Origin of the sequence: Kitasatospora saccharophila (assembly GCF_039529925.1) — a bacterium.
Classification (GTDB): Bacteria; Actinomycetota; Actinomycetes; order Streptomycetales; family Streptomycetaceae; genus Kitasatospora; species Kitasatospora saccharophila.
In genome coordinates, this window is the sequence record NZ_BAAANS010000002.1 from 71,022 (window position 1) to 88,565 (window position 17,544).

The following is a 17,544-nucleotide window of genomic DNA, read 5'->3' on the forward strand; positions in this document are numbered from 1 at the left end:
GGCCCTCACACGAACCGGATCTGGGCGCCGGTGACCGACGGGGTGACCTTGGTGGGGTCGATCCCGCCGGGGACCTTGGCGGCCCGGACGACGCCGTGCCACAGGAGCGCGGCGGCGATCTTCGGCTGGCCGGGGGCGAACAGGGCCTCTTCGAAGGTGAACCCGGCCAGGACCTGGCGGCCGTCGACGGCGGCCGGGTCGAACGGCCCGTACAGGCCGGACGCGGTGACCTTGCCGAGCGGGATGCCGGACAGGACGCGGCTGTAGGGCTGGGCGGCGTCGCCCGCGGTGTAGTGGGTGCCGGCGACGAGCTTGGAGGCGTCGAGGGTGACGGTCTCGGTCTGGTCGGTGCCGTGCAGGGAGGCGAGCCAGGGTCGGCCCGCGTTCAGCGTCACCGTGGTGGTGATCGGCTGGACGGTCAACGTGCGCTCCGGGGGCGGGAGATGACGGATCCTGCACTCACCGGGTGGTGGTGCCGTCCACGGGCTGGGCGGGGCGTGGTCCCCTGCTCCCGGTTCGCTGCCGGGTCAGATCGGGTGGGTCAGGTGGTGACGTAGCCGCGGCGGCGGGCCATGTCCAGACCGGCGGAGCCCGCGGCGGGGCTCTGCCCGCGGGGCGGCAGGCCGCCGGCGGGCGAACCGCTCGGTGCGGGCGGCGGCGTCACCGGCGCGGCCGGGGCGAACAGTTCGGGTCGGCGCTGCGCGAGCGCGGCGGCGGCCTCGGTGACGGCCTGCTGGTCGGCGTCGTTCGGGACGTCCAGGAGGCGGATCGCGTCGTCGAGGGCCTGGCCGGTCGCACCGAGGCGGCTCAGCGCGGCGTGCCGGACGGCCTGGTGGAGCCGGTCCAGGGCCTCCTGCTCGCGCCGAACGGCTTCCTGCTCGCGCTGGGCGGCGGCCTGCTCGCGGCGCTCGACCTCGCTGAGGGTGGCCTGCTGGGCGGTGCGCTGCTCCTCCACCCACTTCTGGAGGCCCGCGGCGTCGGCGAAGCCGAGGTCGCCGACGAGCTTCTTGATCGCGGTCCGCTCGCCCTGGGACTTCTCTCGGGCGAGGAGGCGCGCCAGGGTGTCCTGGGTGATGAGGGCGCTGCCGGGATCGGCAGCCGGGGGCTGCACCGGGTTGGGGTCGCCGGCGGGCGGGGTCGCCTGGGGCAGGGGGGCAGTCATCGGATTCCTCCGCAAGCAGCGCCCCCGCGCCAGTGATCAGTGTAACTACTCCGCCGACATGGTGATCTGGGTAATCACGCCGGGCACCGCGATGACCTTCCAGTCGGCCTCCCGGGTCCACCGGCCCGACAGCCCCGCTATGGGTTTCCCCGGGGAAACCCATAGCCCCGGACCTGTGGGTTTCCCCGGGGAAACGCATGGGTTTCCCCGGGGAAACCCAGCACGTTTCCCCGGGGAAACCCCTTTCTTTCCTTTGTTCCTCCCTCTCTCCTACCTATCCCCCCAACCCCCCACGGCTTCGCCGCAGGGGGCCAGGAGAGCCCCCTGGCGGGCCTTCAAGACACCTGGGGTGATCATGTGCCTATCGGCCTATCCGAGGGGCGCAGAGGGGATCTCAGGGCCTCCAGGGGGCAGGTTGAGGAAGGCCCTGACCACGGCGGTGTCGCCGGTGGCGTCCGCGAGCTGACCGGCAGCGGCGAAGGCCCGGGACTGGATGCGGCGGACCTCCTCGGCGATGTCGGTGATCGGGTACCCCGCGTCGGCGAGCATCCGCACGCACGTCTCCAGGGAGAACAGGCCGGCCTCGTAGCCCTTCGCGGCCTGGTCGAGGGCCTCGGCCTTGTTGGTAGGCACGTGCGGGCCCCACACCACCTCGGCCTGCGGCAGCTCCCCAACCGGCCAGCCGACCTGCCCGGCCTGGAAGAGACGGCCGACGAACTTGAGCAGCAGCCGGTACTTGTGGGCGCGGGCGAGCCGCATCTCCCCGACCAGGGCGTCCAGCGGGCCGAGGGCGAGCGCGAGCGCGTACCCGGAAGGCACCTCGGACGGCTGGACGGTGCCGAGCCCGGACGCGGTGAGGCGGCTGTTGGCGGCGAGCCGGTCGAGGAGGTGGTCGGTGCGCTCCCTCAGCTCGCGCAGCTGCGGGGACGTGTCGAGGGTGGACATCGACCCGCCCTCGTTCAGCGACCACACCGTGCCGGCCTGCACCCGCAGCGGCACGGCGGTGCCGGTGGCCCGGTCCTTGGGCAGCCGTATCCCGGACAGGGCGATGATCGGCGTGCCGGTCGTCCCGGACGAGGCGGAGGAGTCGGTGTCGGTCGCGGCGAGCTCGTCGAGGACCTGCATCACCCGGGAGATCACCGGCTGCCCCCACTGCTCGCCGGTGTCGGGGATGGAGTTGGTGAGGTGCACGATCGGCAGGAAGTCCAGGGCCAGGTCGAGGCCCTGAAGGACTTCCCCGTCCTTGCGGACCCGGTAGCGGGCCCGGTGGGCGGGCAGGTTGTAGACGCCTTCCCCGGCCTTGAGGTCTTCGAGCAGCCACTCCGCGTCGGTCAGGTAGCAGGTGACGGCCGAAGGGCGGTCCGGGGTCCACGGGTAGACCCGGGTCACCCGGCCGGTGCCCGCCTCGATCCGGTCGCCCAGACGCAGCACCATCTCCCCGTCCGGGCCCTGCTCCCACTCCCGGTGCCCGGTGCCGTCCGGGTGGACGACGGACAGCGTGGTCCCGCCGATCGGGCCAAGCTCGTAGGTGATCCGCCGCACCCGGGCCCGCTGCCCGGTGGCCGGGTCGGCGGGCAGTTCCCACGCGAAGTGCACCTTCGACGGGAACCCCGTGGTGTCGACCTCGTCCTCCGTCAGCTCCGGGAAGTACCAGCCCGGGTCCATGGTGCGCAGCATCGGCCTGCCCGCGTCCGCATCCCAGGCCAGGGTGTAGACGGCGTCGCCGTAGCGCACCGCGGACCGCTCGGCCTGCTGCATCCGCATCGGCAGCAGCTCCCGGCGGGCCCAGTCCCGAAGGCAGTCCTGAACGTCCCGTGCGAGCGCGGCCTCCGGCTCCGGGTCCTGTCCGGTCGCCTCGGCGCCGGGCACCACGATGCTCTGCGACGCCCCGAGCAGGTAGCCGAGCGCGGAGGTGTTCAGCTTGGCGGCGTCGCCGAGTTCACGCCGGTCGAGTCCAGCCTCGTCCCCGGCCGCAGCAGCGAGCCCGCCGGCCTGGTTCTGGTCGTAGGCGGCGAGGATCTTGTACGCCTGAAGGCGGCGCCAGTCCTCGGGCGGCACCCAGCCCGAGGCGAGTTCAGCGAACGGTCCGCTCCCCCGCCTCGGCGGGCTGGACATGACCGGCTTGTAGTTCAGCCAGCTCCAGGCGTCGATGACCAACTCACGCAGGCCCATGGCCGTTGCCCTCCCAGGCAACCAGGCCCCACGCCGAAGATCAGACTACGGGGTGATCAACTCGCTTCCGCTGCCGCTCACCTGGTGCCACGATCAGCACACCGGACTGGAAGGGGCGGACATGGCAGAGCTCAACTTCGGCGGATACTCGCTCTACCTCAAGGAGCAGCGGCACGCGATCAGCATGCTGACCGGATTCGGCGCGCACCGCCTGACCATCCAACTGGAGTGCGCGGCCACAGGAACGTTCCCTCCCGAGGTCGCCCACTCCGTAGCTGGCGAGTTGTGGGCCGACGGTCTCGGGCAGTCTGGCTGGCTCGGCCATCTGCTCCTGGACTGGCCGGTCAAAGCCACCAGCCCCAACATCACCATGAACCTCGCCACCACGCTCACCGACACCCAGCTCGCCGGCCTGGAGAAGGCCCGACAAGGGAACGACCTCCAGCTGCGCCTGCACCTCACCGTCACCGCCCTGAACGGCGACGGCAGCTGGCCCGCAAGGACCACCCAGGTCGCGTTCACCGTGCCGCACAACGAGTGGTCGCAGGTTGTCACCGAAGCCGGGCACGGGGCCTTCGTCACCGTCCTCGTCCCGATCACCGCCGACGAGAATCGGGCCACTGCCGCCCGGCGGCTGCGGGAAGCCCAGAACGCGGTCCGCGCGGGCGACTTCGAGGCCGCAGTCTCCAAGGCCCGCCTCGCCATGGACGCCGTACGCCCCACCGACCACCAGAAGGCGTACTCCGCGGCGAGCGCCAAGAAGGCGAAGGACCGCGACCAGGACGAACGGTGGACCGTCCTGCTCCAGGCCGCCTACGACCTGTTCGGCGGTGCCCACCACGACGACCCCGACACCACCGAGCACTTCACCTGGAACAGGGCAGACGCGGTGACCGCGCTGGCGCTCACCGCCGGGCTGCTCGGCCGTCTCGACGACAAGTAGTCCTGCTAGGCGGGCACTCGGCAGCCTTCGTCGAAGCCTTCGGGGTCCACCAGCAGCTTCTGGGCGGGGGTGAGCTTCGCCCACTCCGCGTCACACAGCGCGGTGTCGCCCTGGCGGCCGCCCGTCTGGACGATGTGGAGCTGGGCGTACCGGCCGACGACCTTCGAGGCTTCCCGGTGCTGAGCCGTGTTCCCGATGAACTTGGCGGCCCACTCGGGGGTTCCGGCGGACGGCGACGCAGCGGCAGACGGCACCGAGCTGGCGGCACCAGCCGGTTGGTGCTGCCCGCCGCTGTTGGACGTGCAGGCCGCCAGGCCCCCGAGAAGTACAAGTCCTGCTACCGCGGCACCGAGCCGCTCCCCACCCTTGATCATGGACGGAGAACGTAGCAGGGGACACGAACAATCCGCGACGGAACTACGCGGCCGTCTCACTCTGCGGCGCTGCTCCCCGAGGGCTGTTCGGCCAGCTGCGCCCACAGTCCGGCCGGGTACAGGTCGAGGGACAGCGCCACCTCCAGGCGCGTGATGGTCACCATGTCGGCGGACTTCTCGCCGGCCACCAGCCGGTTCACCGTGGCGTGGCCGACGTCGGCGCGCCGAGCGAGTTCGCGGGCGGACCAGCCCTTCTCGGCCAGCGCGTCACGCAGCCGCTTCGCCACGGCCCGCGCCACCACCGCTTCCACCGGCGCGTCCGGGGCGAACTCGACGTCCGGCCAGGTCCCGGACAGCGCGTACGAGGCGGCGGGCTTGATCTCACGCGACGGCACCGGCGTCCTCCTGTGCATCCGATGGCACTGACCGCCCCATCCTGCCCGGTCAAGAGCGTCCAGCCCAACGTCCCGGCGCCTGATGCCGCTTGCCCCGGCACTGGTGGATCACATATGGTCCACCTCGGATGGATCACACGTGATCCATCCGAGCGGCCGGTGTCGCCGATCTTCAACTGCCCGAGCTGTGTCGTGGCCAGCGGGCAGAGCGGGGGAGGTCGGCGGCCCCGGCCGCCTCGACGAGGACCATCGGGAGGGGCAGCGGCATGAAGACGTGGGCGCTGTACGCCGGGATCGACTGGTCCGAGAACCTGAACGACCTGGCCGTGGTCGACCGGAACGGCCAAGTCGTCGCCACCCACCGCTTCGAAGCCACCCCCGCCGGCGTCCGCGAAGCCCTGGCCGTGATCTCCGCGCTGCGCGCCAGCCACGGCTTCTCCCGCAAGTCCGTGCCCGTCGCCATCGAGGCCAGCCGCGGCCTGCTCGTCACCGCGCTGCGCCAGCACGGGCAGACCGTGGTGCCCGTCCACCCGGCGACCGTGGCCCGCTACCGGGGCCGCATCAACCCGGGCAACCGCAAGAAGTCCGACGCGGGCGACGCCGCGCTGCTGGCCAACATCCTGCGCGCCGACGGCCACCTCCACCGGCCGCTGCCCCACAACAGCGAACCCGTCGACGCCCTCGGCGCGCTGACCCGCGCACAGCTGCGCGCCGTCCGCACCAGGCAGCACCACTACCTGCAACTCCGCGCCCAGCTGCGAGCCGTTCACCCCGCCGCGGTCACGGCCTGGGCCCACCTGGACGGCCGCCTGTTCCGGCCCGAGGCCCGGGAGGTCATCGCGCTCGCGCCGACCAGCGGCAGCGCCGCCCGGCTCACGCGCCGCCAGATCCGCGACGCCCTCGAACGGGCAGGCCGGATCCGGCTCCTGGACGCCGAGGCGGAGCGGCTGCACGCCCTGTTCCGGGCCGGGACCATCCGCAACGCGCCGATGGTCGAAGACGCGCTCGGCCGCGAGGTCCGAGCCACTGTGCGGCTCCTGTCCGAAGCGTGCGCCACGGCGGACGAATTCGCCGATGCCGCAGCCGAGTTGTTCACCCAGCATCCGCAGCACCTGATCTACCTGTCGTTCCCCGGCATCGGGCTGCTCACCGGGTCCCGGCTGCTGGCCGAACTCGGCGACGACCCGGACAGGTTCGCCACCGCGAAGGGCCTGGCCGCCTACGCCGGCGCCCGGCCCTTCACCTGGGCGAGCGGCAGCTCCCGCAAGGTGATGCACCGCCGGATCGCCGCGAACAAGCGCCTGGCCGCGTACGGGCACCACTGGGCGTTCTCCTCCCTGACCCGCTCCCCGGAGTGCCGGGCCCACTACGACCGGCGGCGCGCGGCGGGCGATCGGCACACCGCGGCGCTGCGCAACCTGCTGGCCCGGCTGCTGTCCTCGCTGCACCACTGCCTGCGCCACGGCCAGGAGTTCGACCCCGCGGCCTGGCCGCGGGCCCCCGAACCTGCGCCCGGCTGACCCCGCGGGTCGGCGGACGGGCGGCCGGGCCGGAGCAACACCTGATGAGTCACCCCGGACTTCGAGTCCCGACGCGGGAGCGGTGCCGCGTCCGGCCGCCTCTCCGCCCACCCGAAGCAGCCCTTCGCCCGCGGTGGGCGGGCGGCCGGAGCGAAACGCCCCACTCCACCAACCGGGTCCCGAGCCCCGAGGAGGGTACGGCGCCGCCCGGCCGCCACCCGACCACTTCAACTACGAACCCAGGGAAGGACCTTGATGCGCGGCCTCCTCGACGAGACGTACCTGAACACCCTCTGCGAGCACCTCGCCGAACGCCCACCGGCACGCGGCGCGTGGCTGGAGCGGGCGCGCGGCTGGTCGTCCCCGCCGAGCGACCGCCGCCAGGGGGCCTGGCTGAGGATCGCCACCTCGCCGCACGTCCTCTACGAGGTCGCGGCCGACGCCGAGATGCCACTGCCGCCGAGCACCGGCGACACCCACCCGCTGCAACTCGTCGCCCAGGACAACATGCTGGCCACCACCCTCGCCGTGTACGCCGCGCTGATGCCCACCGCTCCCGGCGGCGAAGCCCACCTCGCGGGCGGCCCCAGCATCGGCACGATCATCGGCTCCCTGACCAAGCGCGGCCCCACCCACGCCGTCACCGCCCGCGCCACGATCCGGGAGATCGCCCGCAGCGGACGGCCCGCCATGTCCCGGGTCGTCCACGACGCCGGCCGGGCCCGCGGCTCCCGCGTCGACCTGCGCACCGCCGCCGCGCTCGCCTTCGCCGTCGCAGGAAGCCACCGCCTCCAGCGCCTGGCCACCAACCCCACCGGGCACTGGCCCAACGCCCTCCACGCGGAGCCGCGGGTGTGGGAGCCCGCCACCGAGGTGATCCGCGACTTCACCGCAGCCGGCCGGTAGGCCCTCCCGGCCGGACACGGCGCGCTTCGTCCGGCCGGGACAACTTCGGCCCTGGGGAACTCGACCATCACGGCGGCGTGCTGCCCGGATCCTCTTGTGCGCCCCGCCCGCCACAGCCCGCTCCTCCCGATGCACACTGGCCTCATGCCACAGGCCCTCTACCACTTCACCAGCGTCAGCAACTGGGAGAACATCCGGGACAACGAACTGCTGGAACCCAGGAGCGAGCAGGCAGTAAGCGATCTTGACCACCGGCCGGTGATCTGGCTGACCGACACCCCGAACGGGCAGGCCGCTACCGGTGTCGCCGCCGAGTGTGCAGAGGTGCGGATCGCCGTCCTCCCGGTACGGGCCGTCCACCCGTGGCAGCTCTACCGGGAGGAAGTGCCCGGTCGGGGAAGCAACTTGGACACGGTGGGCTTCGACGCCGACGCCGCGCTGGTGACCCCCCTGCCGATCCCGTCCACGCACTGGAGCAGCGCGCACCGCGTCGACACTGGGGAACTGCTGTGGTCCGGCGAACCGGCCGTCCCGCTCCAGGGCCCCGCCAACGGCTGGCTCCTGGACGGGAAGGAGTTGACGGAGTTCGAGGCGTCCGTGAACGCCACGATCGACACGATGTGGGCCAACGGCACGCTCCCCGACGCGAACTGGCTGCGATGGAGGGCCAAGATCTTGCCCAAGCAGATCGACCAGCTACGCAAGTGGGCCGAAGACCCCAGCAGCGACAGCCAGTTCCGCGCGTGGATGGGCTGGCGGTCACTTCGGGGGAAGGCCGGACAGCTACCCGACCTTCCCCCGAAGTGGCGCGTCCCGTAACGCCTACCGGCGGCCCCGCAGGCGGCCGTCGTCCATGCCCTGCCCGAGGGCGTCGGCCTGGCCGCCGCCCGCCAGTTCGGTGAGGCCGTGGACCGCGGCGTCCATCCGGTCGGGGCTGTTCATGCCGGCCACCCAGGTGACCATCTGCCCCTCCAGCTCCGCGAAGTGGCCGACGTGGTGGACGCGGCCCTGGTCGTAGAGCTGTGCCACCGGCTCGGCCCTGAGCCTCTTGCCGACCTTGGCGTTGACCTCGACGATCATCGGCATCAGCTCGCCGCGGGTCTGGCCGTCGCGGGCGAGCTGGTCCCACGCCTGGGAGACGACGGACTTGGCCATGTTGCCGCCGTAGTTGGCCTCCACCACGATGGCGTCCGCCCGCAACGACAAGGCCAGTCGGCACGCGGTCAAGCCCCAGTCGTTCGCGCCGAGGGTGCCGGACTTGTCGGCCAGGACGTACAGGTGGTCGTCGTAGTCGGCGCCGAGGCCGACGATGCCGGTCTCGTCGTTGACGGTGGAGTCGCCGCCGGACGGGTCGACGGCGACGACGACCCGGGCCAGCTCGATGGCGGCGAACTCGACCGGGGTGAGCCGGTGCTTGTCGATCCAGGCCCGCTGCCACACGCCGCCCTCGACGGGGCGGGGCTTCTGCTGGAACAGGCTCCACCACACCCGCTCGCCGACGGCGCGCCGGATCGCCGCCAGGGCCTTGCGCCCGTAGCGGGCGGGCCACAGCGGTTCGCCGATCTTCCGGCCGAGCGCGTCGTCCTCGCTGTCCGCGATCGCGGGCAGGTCGATAATCGTCCAGTCGGAGGCGGTCTCGCCGACGAGGATCCGCCCGGCAAGATCATCTTCATGCCAGCGAGTCTGGATGACGATCACGGACCCGCCCGGCTCGACGCGGGTGAGGAGGACGGCCTGCCACCACTCCCACAACCGGCGCCGCATCGTGGGCGACTGGGCGTCGGCGTCGTCCTTGATCGGGTCGTCCACGACGGCCAGGTTCGCACCCTTGCCGGTCAGGCCGCCGCCGACACCGGCCGCGAACAGCCCGCCCTCCTTCGAGAGGATGTCGAACCGGTTCGCCGCCTTCGACCCGGGGTGCAGGTTCAGCCCGAGCTGGTCGCCCCACTCAGTGATCGCGTCCCGAATCCACCGGCCGTGATCGTCAGCCAGGTCGGAGGAGTACGAGGCGATCATGATCCGGTGGTCCGGCCGCTGCGCCAGATACCACAGCGGCGCCCACCGGGCCGCGCGCCGCGACTTGCCGTGCCGGGGCGGCATCGTCAGCAGCAGCCGGATCGACTCTCCCGCGGCGATCCGCTGGAACGCCTGGTCGATCAGGTCCAGGTGCGGGGCCTGCATCTCCTTGCCGTCGGTGAGGACCGCGGCCAGCGACCCGGGAGAGTGCCGCATCGCCAACTCCCGCTCCACCGCGGCCAGCCGGGTGCGCAGCGCCGGCGACGCCCGGGCGGCGATCTCCCGGCGCCGCTCCGCCGGCAGCACCCGGTACTGCTCGACCAGGGCGTCGACGCTGCTCACTGCCCGCCCCGCTCGGCATCCGGGTCGGTCAGCGCGATCAGCGCCGCCAGCTCGTCGGCGGTCGCGTCGGTGACCTCGATCGGGCCTCCGTCCTGCCCGCTGATCTCCGTGCGCAGCGGCCGGTCCAGGCCGCGCAGCCGGGCCCGGCGCTCCATGATCCGCAGCGCCCGGTCGATCGCGGGCAGCTCGCCGTCGCGCACCGCCCGCCGGTACGCGACGAGGAACAGCCGGTCCAACCGGGCGTCCTCCAGGGCCCGCAGCGCCTCCACGTCGGCCTGCGACGAGGCGATCCGCTGCTCCAGGGCCTCGGTGATGTCCCGGTTCACGGACCGGATCAGGGTCTCCTCGTCCGGTGCGGGGCGGCCCTTGGCGTACAGCTCGTGCCCGTACCCCAGCGGGTAGGCGATCCGGTCGGAGTTCAGGGCAGGATCGGCGGCGAGCTTGCGGCCGACGGTCAGCGGGTCGGCGCCGGCCAGGCGCAGTTCGACGGCGTCCGCCCGCCGCTGAGCGATGGCGGCGCGCTGAGCCCGGGTGGGGCGGGGCATGGGCGCTGGTCCTCCAGGAGTGCGCCCCCGCGCCACCACCCATGATCCCCTACCACGGGCGGGCCTCACATTTCAGGCGGTTCCCGAAGATCACCCCGCTACGAAAGGCCGCTCGGTAGCGTCGGCCCCATGGACTTCGACTCCCTCCGCGACGTGGTGCAGCGCACAGTGCTGTCGCTGCCTCACGGCCCGCGTGGCCGAGGGAAGCTGCTGCTCCCCGGCCAGGGAGCCAGCACCAGCAACTCCGACTGCGAACCTGACTTCGTGGCCGTCAGCGGCATGGACCTGGTCGTCATTCAGGCCAAGTCGATCGTGGCGGCACGGGGCAGCCAAGCCGAAGTAACACGGTTCACAGAGCATTTCCTCGCAGAAGCATCCCGACAGGCGGAGAAGGGCGCCAACCTGCAGGACGGCCTCAGTGCCTCAATCGTTCTCGCCAGCAGCACACTCGAAGTCGGCTGTGACCTGACCGGCGTGCTCGCCATGGCCTTGTCGAAGCCGACATCAACGCGCTCCCGGGAGCAGTTGGTTGGCAGGGGCTTGCGGGCTTTCATCAGCGGCAACGCACTACGCCGTCGTGACGACCAAAACCGCCAGCATGTCGACCTGTCTCCGCTGAATAGCAAGCCTCCCAGCAACGCCGCCCCCCGCGCTGACCACCAGCGTTGGCAGCGCCAGGTGGAATCGGGCTACCTGCTGCTGCGCAGTCGAAGCGCCGGCGTCTCCCTCTTCGACAGCAAGACCGCCCTCTGGCAGCGTCAACTGGAATCGGCGTACCTGCTGCTGCGCAGCCGCCGCGCCGAGTCAGCGCGTCGACTTCCCCCCGGCAACATCGCGGCGAGTCCAGGCGGCTTCGGGAGCAGCAGCGAGATCGACCAGCTGGCGACGGCTTGCGGCCTTACCCGCCTCAGCGTGCCCCTGGTCCCGCGCCCGCCCTCAGTCGTTGCTTCCGGGGCTGGTGCCCCCGGCCGCGCGGCCTGGGAGAGAGCCGCGTGGAGTCCCCTCGGGCACCGATTCAGCCTGGCGGCTTGACGGTTCCGTCCGCCCCAGCTGACCCCTTGATTCTCTCTTAGCCCCGTCTATACAAGATCAGCTAGAGAGGCTGACCGCTCACCATGAGTGGCATCACCATCAAGGTCGGACCGGCGGAGCTCACCGTCCCCGACACCCCTGCCGGGTACGTGATCGCGGGCCTGGCCGTCATCGGGCCGGTGGTCGCCCGGATCATCGTCACCGTCGTGAAGCGCCGCCGGAACAACGAGATCCCGCCGGGCACCGGCAGCTCGGACGGCCCCACCCCGGTGGAGCCCGACACCCCCGACGGCCCCACCCCGGTGGAATCCGACGGCCCCGACGGGCCTGCCCCGGCGGACTCCCGGCCCCAGCTGCCGATGCGTCGCCGGCGTCGCAGCCGCCCCCGGCTGAGCCGCCGTCGGCGGGCCCGGCAGCGGCAGCCCCGAGGGGAGCGGCGCCGGCCTCCGGCCCGCCGCTGAACACCTTGCTGGGCCCCCGCCACCTCGGCGGGGGCCCAGCCCGTTTCCACCCCCGGCAGCACCGGCGGGGCGGGTACGATCCCGTGTGCGGCGACCAGCACGCCGCGCTCCCGCCCGCTGGGCGGGACCGGCACGCTCACGGCCACGGTGGGCCTGGTGCCCGGCACGGCTGCCGGGGTGAGGATCGCGAGATCGGTACGGCCCTTCACGAGGGCCTGCTCGTTGATGCCCTCGCCCGACCAGCAACCCTGGAGTGCCCGTGGACACCACCGCCTTCACCAAGACCCTGCCGGGCGGCCGGGCCGTGTCCGTCATCCCGTTCATCACCGCGTTCGGCGCGGTCACCTACACCGTGACGGATAGCACCGGTGGCACGGTGGTGCACGGCTGGCTGGAGGAGGCGGCCGAGCGGGGTGTGCCGGCGGACCGGGTGCCGCCCGGGTGCACGCACCTGATCGCCGGGACGGTGCCGGTCTGGTTGACCCCGAGCGAGGTCGAGGCCGTGACCGCGCTGGGCAACACGGCGCTGGCTGCCTTCGGCGAGTCGGAGCAGGGACGCATCCTCGCCAAGTGGCGCCAGGACCAGCAGGACCTGGCGGCCAAGGAGTCGGCGAAGACCGCGGTGCTGCGCACCCCCGAGGGCAAGGCGCTGGCCGCCGAGCGGGCCCGCCTGGTGGCGGCCGCGGCCGGGATCCTCGACGCCGACGCCGCCCAGCGGCAACGGGCCGACGAGGACGACGACGGCACCGCCCCTGGGCAGTACTACCGGGTGCAGATGCCCGCGAACGAGGCCGCCCACAGGGTGGCGATAGCGGTGCTGGACCGCTTCGACGCCCAGCACCCGCAGATCAAGGCGGCGCTGGACGCGGACCGGACCGCCGCGACGCGCCGCTTCCTGGAGTACGACTGACCGGTGCGGGCCGACCCGTTCTCCGCTCCGGCCCTCACCGGCCTCGGCCCTGGGCTACAGCCGGACGAACATGACCGCTGAGCCCAGCAGAGCGGCCGCGTGGAGGGCCTGGTCAGCAAGGTAAGGGCCAGACAGGCCGCTGGGGGCGGTAGGGGGGCGCATTCTCTTCCAACGTTGCGTTGACGAACCCTCCTGCCAATTCCATACGCTCTGTCTGCTCCAGGAACTAGTCATTAGGTTCGTTCTCCGGTGATCACAGGGTGCCGCCACGTAGGCGGCCCGTCGGAGGAGTTCGAGATGGATCAGGCACGGATACGGATTTTGCGTCAGGCCGCCGCACTGTTGGCGGCGGTAGCGTTGCTGGGAATTTCTCAGGCCACCCCAGCTGCGGCAACCACTTACGAAGGCTCGATCGTGCATGTGCAGTCGGGGAAGTGTCTGGACGGCAGCGTCTCCCAAGGCGTCCGTCTGGTCACCTGCGACGGCAGCCTCTACCAGGAGTGGGTCGTCGATTTCTCCGGCGCCGGAGCGATCAAGCATGTGCAGTCCGGGAAGTGCCTAGACGGCAGCGTCTCCCAAGGCGTGCGCCTGGTCACCTGCGACAGCGGGTCCTTCCAGCAGTGGAACCCGAAGGTTGCATACGCGATCAAGCATGTGCAGTCCGGGAAGTGCCTAGACGGCAGCGTCTCCCAAGGCGTGCGCCTGGTCACCTGCGACGGTGGATCCTTCCAGCAGTGGACTTTCTGATAGGGCTACGGCGCTGAGCCTTTCCAAGGGCTTAGCCGTTTTCAGAGATTCTCATCAGGGTTGGTGGACACTGCCCTCCGCTGTGTCTACTTGACCTTCCCACCCACCGCTGCTGGCCGACGATCGGTCAGACAGTACCGTCCGATCGCGTTCACGAGCCCAGCATCCCGCCGAGCAGTTCCCCGAGGAGCCGGGCGGCGAGGCGGGCGGCCGTCTCCAGCCGCCCGCTCCGCACGCCGGCCGACGGTCGCCGAGGGGGCGCTGTTCGCCGGACCCGGGTGCGGCCGGTCCGTCGCGCTAGGCGTGCTCCTGCTGTGCCGTTCATGGCCGTCCGTCTCCCTTAGGGCCGCCGGCGGCGACCGTTGGGCAGGACTGTGACGGATCGGCAGACGGAGCGGGGGAAGTTGTCCACCGCCTGTGGATAACTCGGGGGGTTGAGCACTTCCTCCCCCGGATGGCCGACCCGCGTTCGGTTCGGCGGTCACGAACAGACGACCTGCCACCCCGCGGTCTGTTCATGTCATTTCTGATCAAACTGGGTGACACCGTCAGCAGGGAGGTCTACGGTCTGCACACGGCCCACCAGCACCACCAGGAGGGAAGGCGATGAACCACAGCCGCAACGCCCCGGCCAGCGGTTCGACGCCAATCCGATCGGCGTGCTGGCGCCGAATAGCGGTGGCGTCGGATACGCACTGGGGCGGCATCGCCGGGTGCGGGCCGATGACGGTTCGCTGATGATCTCCGCCCTGGGGTGACCCACACTCCCCCAGGGCGGTACGGCCGGTGGAGCAGCAACCGGCCATCCCCGGCTCCGGGGTGTCACGTCCTCCCCTGTCGCGTGCACCCCGGAGGCCGGGTCTCCCGGCCCGGCTACTCCCCGGAGCCCTCGTCCGCCGGCGGCCAGTCGGCGGGCAGGTGCTTGAGCTGGGTACGGGCGGCGACGCGGTCAGCGCCTTGCAGTTCCGCCCAGAACGGGTGCCCCCACACTGCGTGGGCAGCGGCCTGCTCCGCCTCCAGGAGTCGGCGCCCCTCCTCGCGCTGCTCCTCACTCCACCCCGGGCCGCCCGGCATCACGCTGCCGTCCTTCGTCTTGATGTCCGACTGCGGCTCGACCCACCGCGGCACGGCCGCCAGGAACTCGGCCCGCCGAGCTACGGCCGCTTCCAGCTCGCGCTGCGCCTCAACCAGAGCGGCGGGGAACGGGAAGTACTTCGTGGTCTTGCTGGTGCTCACGGGTCCGAATCGTACGTCCGGCCGAGACGTCCAGGCAGAGCGCCCCGCCGGGCCTTGACGCCCGTGATCACTCGTGCAAACTGCTGCGCATGCCTGATCCCACCATCTGGGTCGCGGGGGTGGGCGTGGCCGGTACGCTCGCCGGCAGCGCCCTGACCGGCTTCCTCGCCGCCCGAACCGAACGCCGCAAGACCGAGGCGGCGGAACGCCAAGCCGAGAGGCAGCAAGCATCGGCCGACCTCACGCGGAGCAGCGAGCGCCGCGTCGAACACCTGCGGTGGCGGCGCGACCGTCGGCAGGCTGCCTACGCCGCTTTCCTGCTCTCCCTCGGGGAGATCAGCCAGCTCAGCAGCGAAGGCATGATCCTCCACGCCCAGGGCATCCCGGACCGCGACCGCGCGGAGGTCACGCGGAACGCCATCACCGCGGCGCTCAAAGACGGGAACACCAAACTCGCGACCGTCCGACTGGAAGGCCCCCGCCCGCTGGCAGACGCCGCGCTCGCCTTCCACGAGCACGTCTCCTTCGTAGGCCAGTGGGTACGCAACCGCCTCACCGACGATCGGCCAGCCAGCACCCACGCACGGGAGCACGTCCACCTCACCAGCCAGGTGAAGGAGAAGGAGACGGAGTTCCTGGAAGAGGCGGAGAAGGCGCTCGCCGAGCTCATGGATGCGGACTGACCAGACGGCCCGGCATCTCCCCGGCAGAAACCCCTGCCCCCGAGGAGGGTCACCCGAGTTGCCGATGGGCCCGGCTGACGGAGACTTTTAGCCATGGTGGATCAAGCCGTATGGACCGCCCTGATCTCAGCCGGAAGCGCGATCACGGGAGGCGTGCTGACCGCCTGGGGCACCTTCAAGATCGAAGATAAGAAGCAGGCCACCCTGCGACAGCAGGCGACCGAGCAGGCCAAGACGGAGAAGGAAGCGCGCTTGCTGGAAGTCCGCGTCGAGCACCTTCGGTGGCTGCGCAACCGGCGGCAGACCATCTACCTGGAGTTCGCCCAGGCCCTCGAAGTCGCGCGCCGGGCGATCGGGGACAGCTACGTCTTCGCCCACGCCGCCGCAGCGGCTTCGCCGTCTGTGAAGGTCGAGATGTCAACCACCTTGGGCTCTGCGCTCAGCAACCTGAGTGCTGTGTTGGCGGCGGTCCGCATCGAGGGGCCGGCCGAAGTGGACAAGGCTGCAACGGCGGTCCGGGCCCAGGTCGCTGCGGCAACTGCGCTCCTCAGCAGTTGCGTTCAGCAAGGAGTTCTCACCGATGACGACAAGGAGAAGTACCGGCAGGTCCTGGAGAAGATCGGTGAGAAGAGCGGATGGTTCGTGACAGAGACCCAGAAGGTCCTCTCCGCTTTGGAGGATCTGGACGGCTACCCATAGCTGGGGCCGCGGCACCAGGTTCTCACTCCGTTGCCCGGCGGTTCGTGGTGCCGCCGGGCAACGGAGGGCTCAGCTGTTGGCCAGCAGGCTGAAGTACTGATCGATCAGTTCGGCGACCTCGATGTCCCAGCCCGCGGGGAGCTCGCTGGCGCTGGTGCCGGCCTCACCGAGGTAGGCGTACGCGCGGCCGGGGTCGACGGCCTTGGGGAGTTGCTTCACGAGGAAGCCCCGGATGGCGTGCACCGAGGCGTCTCCGAGACCAGAGTCTTCGAGGGCCGCGCCAAGGTGATCGACCACCCGACCCAGGGTGGCGTACTGGGGAAGGGGCGCGTAGAGCGGGCCGTGCTGGTGGAGCCGTCCGTCGGCCAAGTCCTGGAGGGCGTCGCCGACCAGATGCGCCACCGCGATGGTCCGAGGGCACTTCCCGCCGACCACGGTGACGTGCCAGCGAAGACCGCGGCGCTCTACATGCCCCCGGTGGGCGAGGTCCGCGATCTCGCTGGGCCGGAGTCCGGCGAGCAGGGCCAGCCGTTCGACTGCGGCGTACCTGGCGAACACCCCGGTGGTGGCGCGCAGGAACTTACCGGCCTCCTGGATGGTGAGCGGCCGGATGACGGGTAGCAGCGCCGTCTCTGGACGGCTGTTCGACGGGAGGTCGCCGGACTGTGCGCCGCGGCCTTCGGGTGTGGTCGCGTTCACGGGCGGATCCTCCCGGTTCGGCTGGCCTGCGGGGTGGTCGCGTCGGTGGCGACCTGCCGTTCGATGGCGTCGATGGGCGGCTGGTGCACGGCCTGCCGCGGCTCGCCGGTCGGGGCCGGCGGCGGGGCGGCCGGGCGGGGCCGTCGCTGTGGGGCGGGGATGAGTTCGCCCTGCCCGGTGCCGGGCCTGGTCGTGGTGACGCGGGGCCGGTCGCCGTGGACGTCGGGCACGCTGCGGACGTGCACGAGGTAGTGGGCGAACCACCAGTTGCGGCAGGTCCTGAACGCGGGGTTGGCTGCGCGGGGGTCGTCGCCGGGTATGTGCTCGTCGGTGATGGGGATGGGTCGGACGCCGTCGAGGTGGACGGTGAGGTCCTGGACCTGGAGGTCCTGGGTGTGGCCGGGGGCGGCTTCCAGGGCGAGGTGGGGGTTGTCCTTCCAGCGGTAGGGGGTGGTGACGCCGCAGAGGTACCAGGCGATGGCGTGGGGGAACTCGTTGAGTTCGACGGTGACGTTGGTGATGTTCTCGTCGACGGCTCGACTGTAGCGGCCGTGCAGGGCGACGGCGCAGTGTCGACTCAAGTCCGCGCCCGAGACGTACTTGAGCCACAGGTGCCGGTAGCGGCGTTCGCCGAGCCGGATGGTGATGCTTGGGGCCAACTCCTCTGTCCCATCTGGTAGTTATTGAACCATTTGTCTATAT

At 71.4% G+C, this 17,544-nt stretch carries 20 protein-coding genes; 10 read left to right on the top strand and 10 right to left on the bottom strand.

The features are described 5' to 3' along the window. Window positions 1-5 precede the first annotated feature (5 nt). The 3 genes from ABD345_RS02095 to ABD345_RS02105 form a co-directional block, all read right to left on the bottom strand. Window positions 6-422: a head decoration protein gene (locus tag ABD345_RS02095; protein WP_344549926.1), complete on the bottom strand. Its 417-nt coding sequence runs from the start codon at window positions 420-422 to the stop codon at window positions 6-8. Window positions 423-541: 119 nt separating this feature from the next. Continuing rightward, window positions 542-1,162 carry a hypothetical protein gene (locus ABD345_RS02100; RefSeq protein WP_344549927.1) on the bottom strand — a complete coding sequence of 207 codons (621 nt, stop codon included), beginning with the start codon at window positions 1,160-1,162 and terminating at the stop codon, window positions 542-544. Between the two features lie 369 nt (window positions 1,163-1,531). Further along, window positions 1,532-3,334: a phage portal protein gene (locus ABD345_RS02105; RefSeq protein ID WP_344549928.1), complete on the bottom strand. Its 1,803-nt coding sequence runs from the start codon at window positions 3,332-3,334 to the stop codon at window positions 1,532-1,534. A 121-nt stretch (window positions 3,335-3,455) separates the two neighbouring features. Here ABD345_RS02105 and ABD345_RS02110 point away from each other — a divergent pair, with 121 nt between their 5' ends. Then, entirely contained in the window at window positions 3,456-4,277 is an 822-nt protein-coding gene (locus tag ABD345_RS02110; protein ID WP_344549929.1) for a hypothetical protein, read from the top strand. A gap of 5 nt (window positions 4,278-4,282) precedes the next feature. Here ABD345_RS02110 and ABD345_RS02115 read toward each other — a convergent pair whose 3' ends face one another. Both ABD345_RS02115 and ABD345_RS02120 read right to left on the bottom strand, forming a co-directional pair. After that, window positions 4,283-4,531: a hypothetical protein gene (locus tag ABD345_RS02115; RefSeq protein WP_344549930.1), complete on the bottom strand. Its 249-nt coding sequence runs from the start codon at window positions 4,529-4,531 to the stop codon at window positions 4,283-4,285. A gap of 176 nt (window positions 4,532-4,707) precedes the next feature. Next, window positions 4,708-5,046 (bottom strand): helix-turn-helix domain-containing protein, encoded by a 339-nt coding sequence (locus ABD345_RS02120; protein ID WP_344549931.1) that lies wholly within the window; start codon window positions 5,044-5,046, stop codon window positions 4,708-4,710. A gap of 266 nt (window positions 5,047-5,312) precedes the next feature. Here ABD345_RS02120 and ABD345_RS02125 point away from each other — a divergent pair, with 266 nt between their 5' ends. The 3 genes from ABD345_RS02125 (at window position 5,313) to ABD345_RS02135 (ending at window position 8,291) form a co-directional block, all read left to right on the top strand. Then, window positions 5,313-6,566, top strand: coding sequence for an IS110 family RNA-guided transposase (locus ABD345_RS02125; RefSeq protein ID WP_344549932.1), 1,254 nt, complete (start codon window positions 5,313-5,315; stop codon window positions 6,564-6,566). Between the two features lie 255 nt (window positions 6,567-6,821). Further along, entirely contained in the window at window positions 6,822-7,472 is a 651-nt protein-coding gene (locus ABD345_RS02130) for a hypothetical protein (protein ID WP_344549933.1), read from the top strand. Window positions 7,473-7,616: 144 nt separating this feature from the next. Next, entirely contained in the window at window positions 7,617-8,291 is a 675-nt protein-coding gene (locus ABD345_RS02135) for a hypothetical protein (RefSeq protein WP_344549934.1), read from the top strand. Between the two features lie 3 nt (window positions 8,292-8,294). Here the strand turns inward: ABD345_RS02135 and ABD345_RS02140 are convergent, their stop codons facing one another. Both ABD345_RS02140 and ABD345_RS02145 read right to left on the bottom strand, forming a co-directional pair. After that, window positions 8,295-9,830 (bottom strand): terminase large subunit domain-containing protein, encoded by a 1,536-nt coding sequence (locus tag ABD345_RS02140; protein WP_344549935.1) that lies wholly within the window; start codon window positions 9,828-9,830, stop codon window positions 8,295-8,297. Further along, window positions 9,827-10,375: a hypothetical protein gene (locus ABD345_RS02145; protein WP_344549936.1), complete on the bottom strand. Its 549-nt coding sequence runs from the start codon at window positions 10,373-10,375 to the stop codon at window positions 9,827-9,829. Before ABD345_RS02145 ends, ABD345_RS02140 begins: the two co-directional genes overlap by 4 nt. Window positions 10,376-10,504: 129 nt before the next feature. Here ABD345_RS02145 and ABD345_RS02150 point away from each other — a divergent pair, with 129 nt between their 5' ends. From ABD345_RS02150 to ABD345_RS02165, 4 genes are all read left to right on the top strand, one after another. Continuing rightward, window positions 10,505-11,407 (top strand): hypothetical protein, encoded by a 903-nt coding sequence (locus ABD345_RS02150; protein WP_344549937.1) that lies wholly within the window; start codon window positions 10,505-10,507, stop codon window positions 11,405-11,407. A gap of 83 nt (window positions 11,408-11,490) precedes the next feature. Further along, on the top strand, window positions 11,491-11,868 hold the full coding sequence (locus tag ABD345_RS02155) for a hypothetical protein (RefSeq protein WP_344549938.1): 378 nt from the start codon (window positions 11,491-11,493) through the stop codon (window positions 11,866-11,868). A 259-nt stretch (window positions 11,869-12,127) separates the two neighbouring features. Next, entirely contained in the window at window positions 12,128-12,778 is a 651-nt protein-coding gene (locus ABD345_RS02160) for a hypothetical protein (RefSeq protein ID WP_344549939.1), read from the top strand. A 297-nt stretch (window positions 12,779-13,075) separates the two neighbouring features. Further along, the gene (locus ABD345_RS02165; RefSeq protein ID WP_344549940.1) at window positions 13,076-13,525 is read left to right on the top strand and encodes an RICIN domain-containing protein; all 450 of its coding nucleotides are present in this window, start codon (window positions 13,076-13,078) and stop codon (window positions 13,523-13,525) included. 873 nt (window positions 13,526-14,398) lie between these two features. On the opposite strand, the gene ABD345_RS02170 is transcribed toward ABD345_RS02165, so the two are convergent. Then, window positions 14,399-14,761 carry a hypothetical protein gene (locus tag ABD345_RS02170; RefSeq protein ID WP_344549941.1) on the bottom strand — a complete coding sequence of 121 codons (363 nt, stop codon included), beginning with the start codon at window positions 14,759-14,761 and terminating at the stop codon, window positions 14,399-14,401. A gap of 89 nt (window positions 14,762-14,850) precedes the next feature. Between ABD345_RS02170 and ABD345_RS02175 the strand changes: the two genes are divergently transcribed. After that, window positions 14,851-15,444: a hypothetical protein gene (locus tag ABD345_RS02175; protein WP_344549942.1), complete on the top strand. Its 594-nt coding sequence runs from the start codon at window positions 14,851-14,853 to the stop codon at window positions 15,442-15,444. 93 nt (window positions 15,445-15,537) lie between these two features. Then, on the top strand, window positions 15,538-16,143 hold the full coding sequence (locus ABD345_RS02180; protein WP_344549943.1) for a hypothetical protein: 606 nt from the start codon (window positions 15,538-15,540) through the stop codon (window positions 16,141-16,143). Window positions 16,144-16,212: 69 nt separating this feature from the next. Here the strand turns inward: ABD345_RS02180 and ABD345_RS02185 are convergent, their stop codons facing one another. Then, entirely contained in the window at window positions 16,213-16,842 is a 630-nt protein-coding gene (locus ABD345_RS02185; protein ID WP_344549944.1) for a hypothetical protein, read from the bottom strand. Next, window positions 16,839-17,501, bottom strand: coding sequence for a hypothetical protein (locus tag ABD345_RS02190; RefSeq protein WP_344549945.1), 663 nt, complete (start codon window positions 17,499-17,501; stop codon window positions 16,839-16,841). Before ABD345_RS02190 ends, ABD345_RS02185 begins: the two co-directional genes overlap by 4 nt. Window positions 17,502-17,544 lie beyond the last annotated feature (43 nt).

Coding starts and splice junctions, on each gene's coding strand:
- ABD345_RS02165 (WP_344549940.1), top strand. CDS start 13,076: ATGGATCAGGCACGGATACGGATTTTGCGTCAGGCCGCCGCACTGTTG.
- ABD345_RS02130 (WP_344549933.1), top strand. CDS start 6,822: ATGCGCGGCCTCCTCGACGAGACGTACCTGAACACCCTCTGCGAGCAC.
- ABD345_RS02125 (WP_344549932.1), top strand. CDS start 5,313: ATGAAGACGTGGGCGCTGTACGCCGGGATCGACTGGTCCGAGAACCTG.
- ABD345_RS02175 (WP_344549942.1), top strand. CDS start 14,851: ATGCCTGATCCCACCATCTGGGTCGCGGGGGTGGGCGTGGCCGGTACG.
- ABD345_RS02155 (WP_344549938.1), top strand. CDS start 11,491: ATGAGTGGCATCACCATCAAGGTCGGACCGGCGGAGCTCACCGTCCCC.
- ABD345_RS02135 (WP_344549934.1), top strand. CDS start 7,617: ATGCCACAGGCCCTCTACCACTTCACCAGCGTCAGCAACTGGGAGAAC.
- ABD345_RS02150 (WP_344549937.1), top strand. CDS start 10,505: ATGGACTTCGACTCCCTCCGCGACGTGGTGCAGCGCACAGTGCTGTCG.
- ABD345_RS02145 (WP_344549936.1), bottom strand. CDS start 10,375: ATGCCCCGCCCCACCCGGGCTCAGCGCGCCGCCATCGCTCAGCGGCGG.
- ABD345_RS02110 (WP_344549929.1), top strand. CDS start 3,456: ATGGCAGAGCTCAACTTCGGCGGATACTCGCTCTACCTCAAGGAGCAG.
- ABD345_RS02180 (WP_344549943.1), top strand. CDS start 15,538: ATGGTGGATCAAGCCGTATGGACCGCCCTGATCTCAGCCGGAAGCGCG.
- ABD345_RS02100 (WP_344549927.1), bottom strand. CDS start 1,162: ATGACTGCCCCCCTGCCCCAGGCGACCCCGCCCGCCGGCGACCCCAAC.
- ABD345_RS02105 (WP_344549928.1), bottom strand. CDS start 3,334: ATGGGCCTGCGTGAGTTGGTCATCGACGCCTGGAGCTGGCTGAACTAC.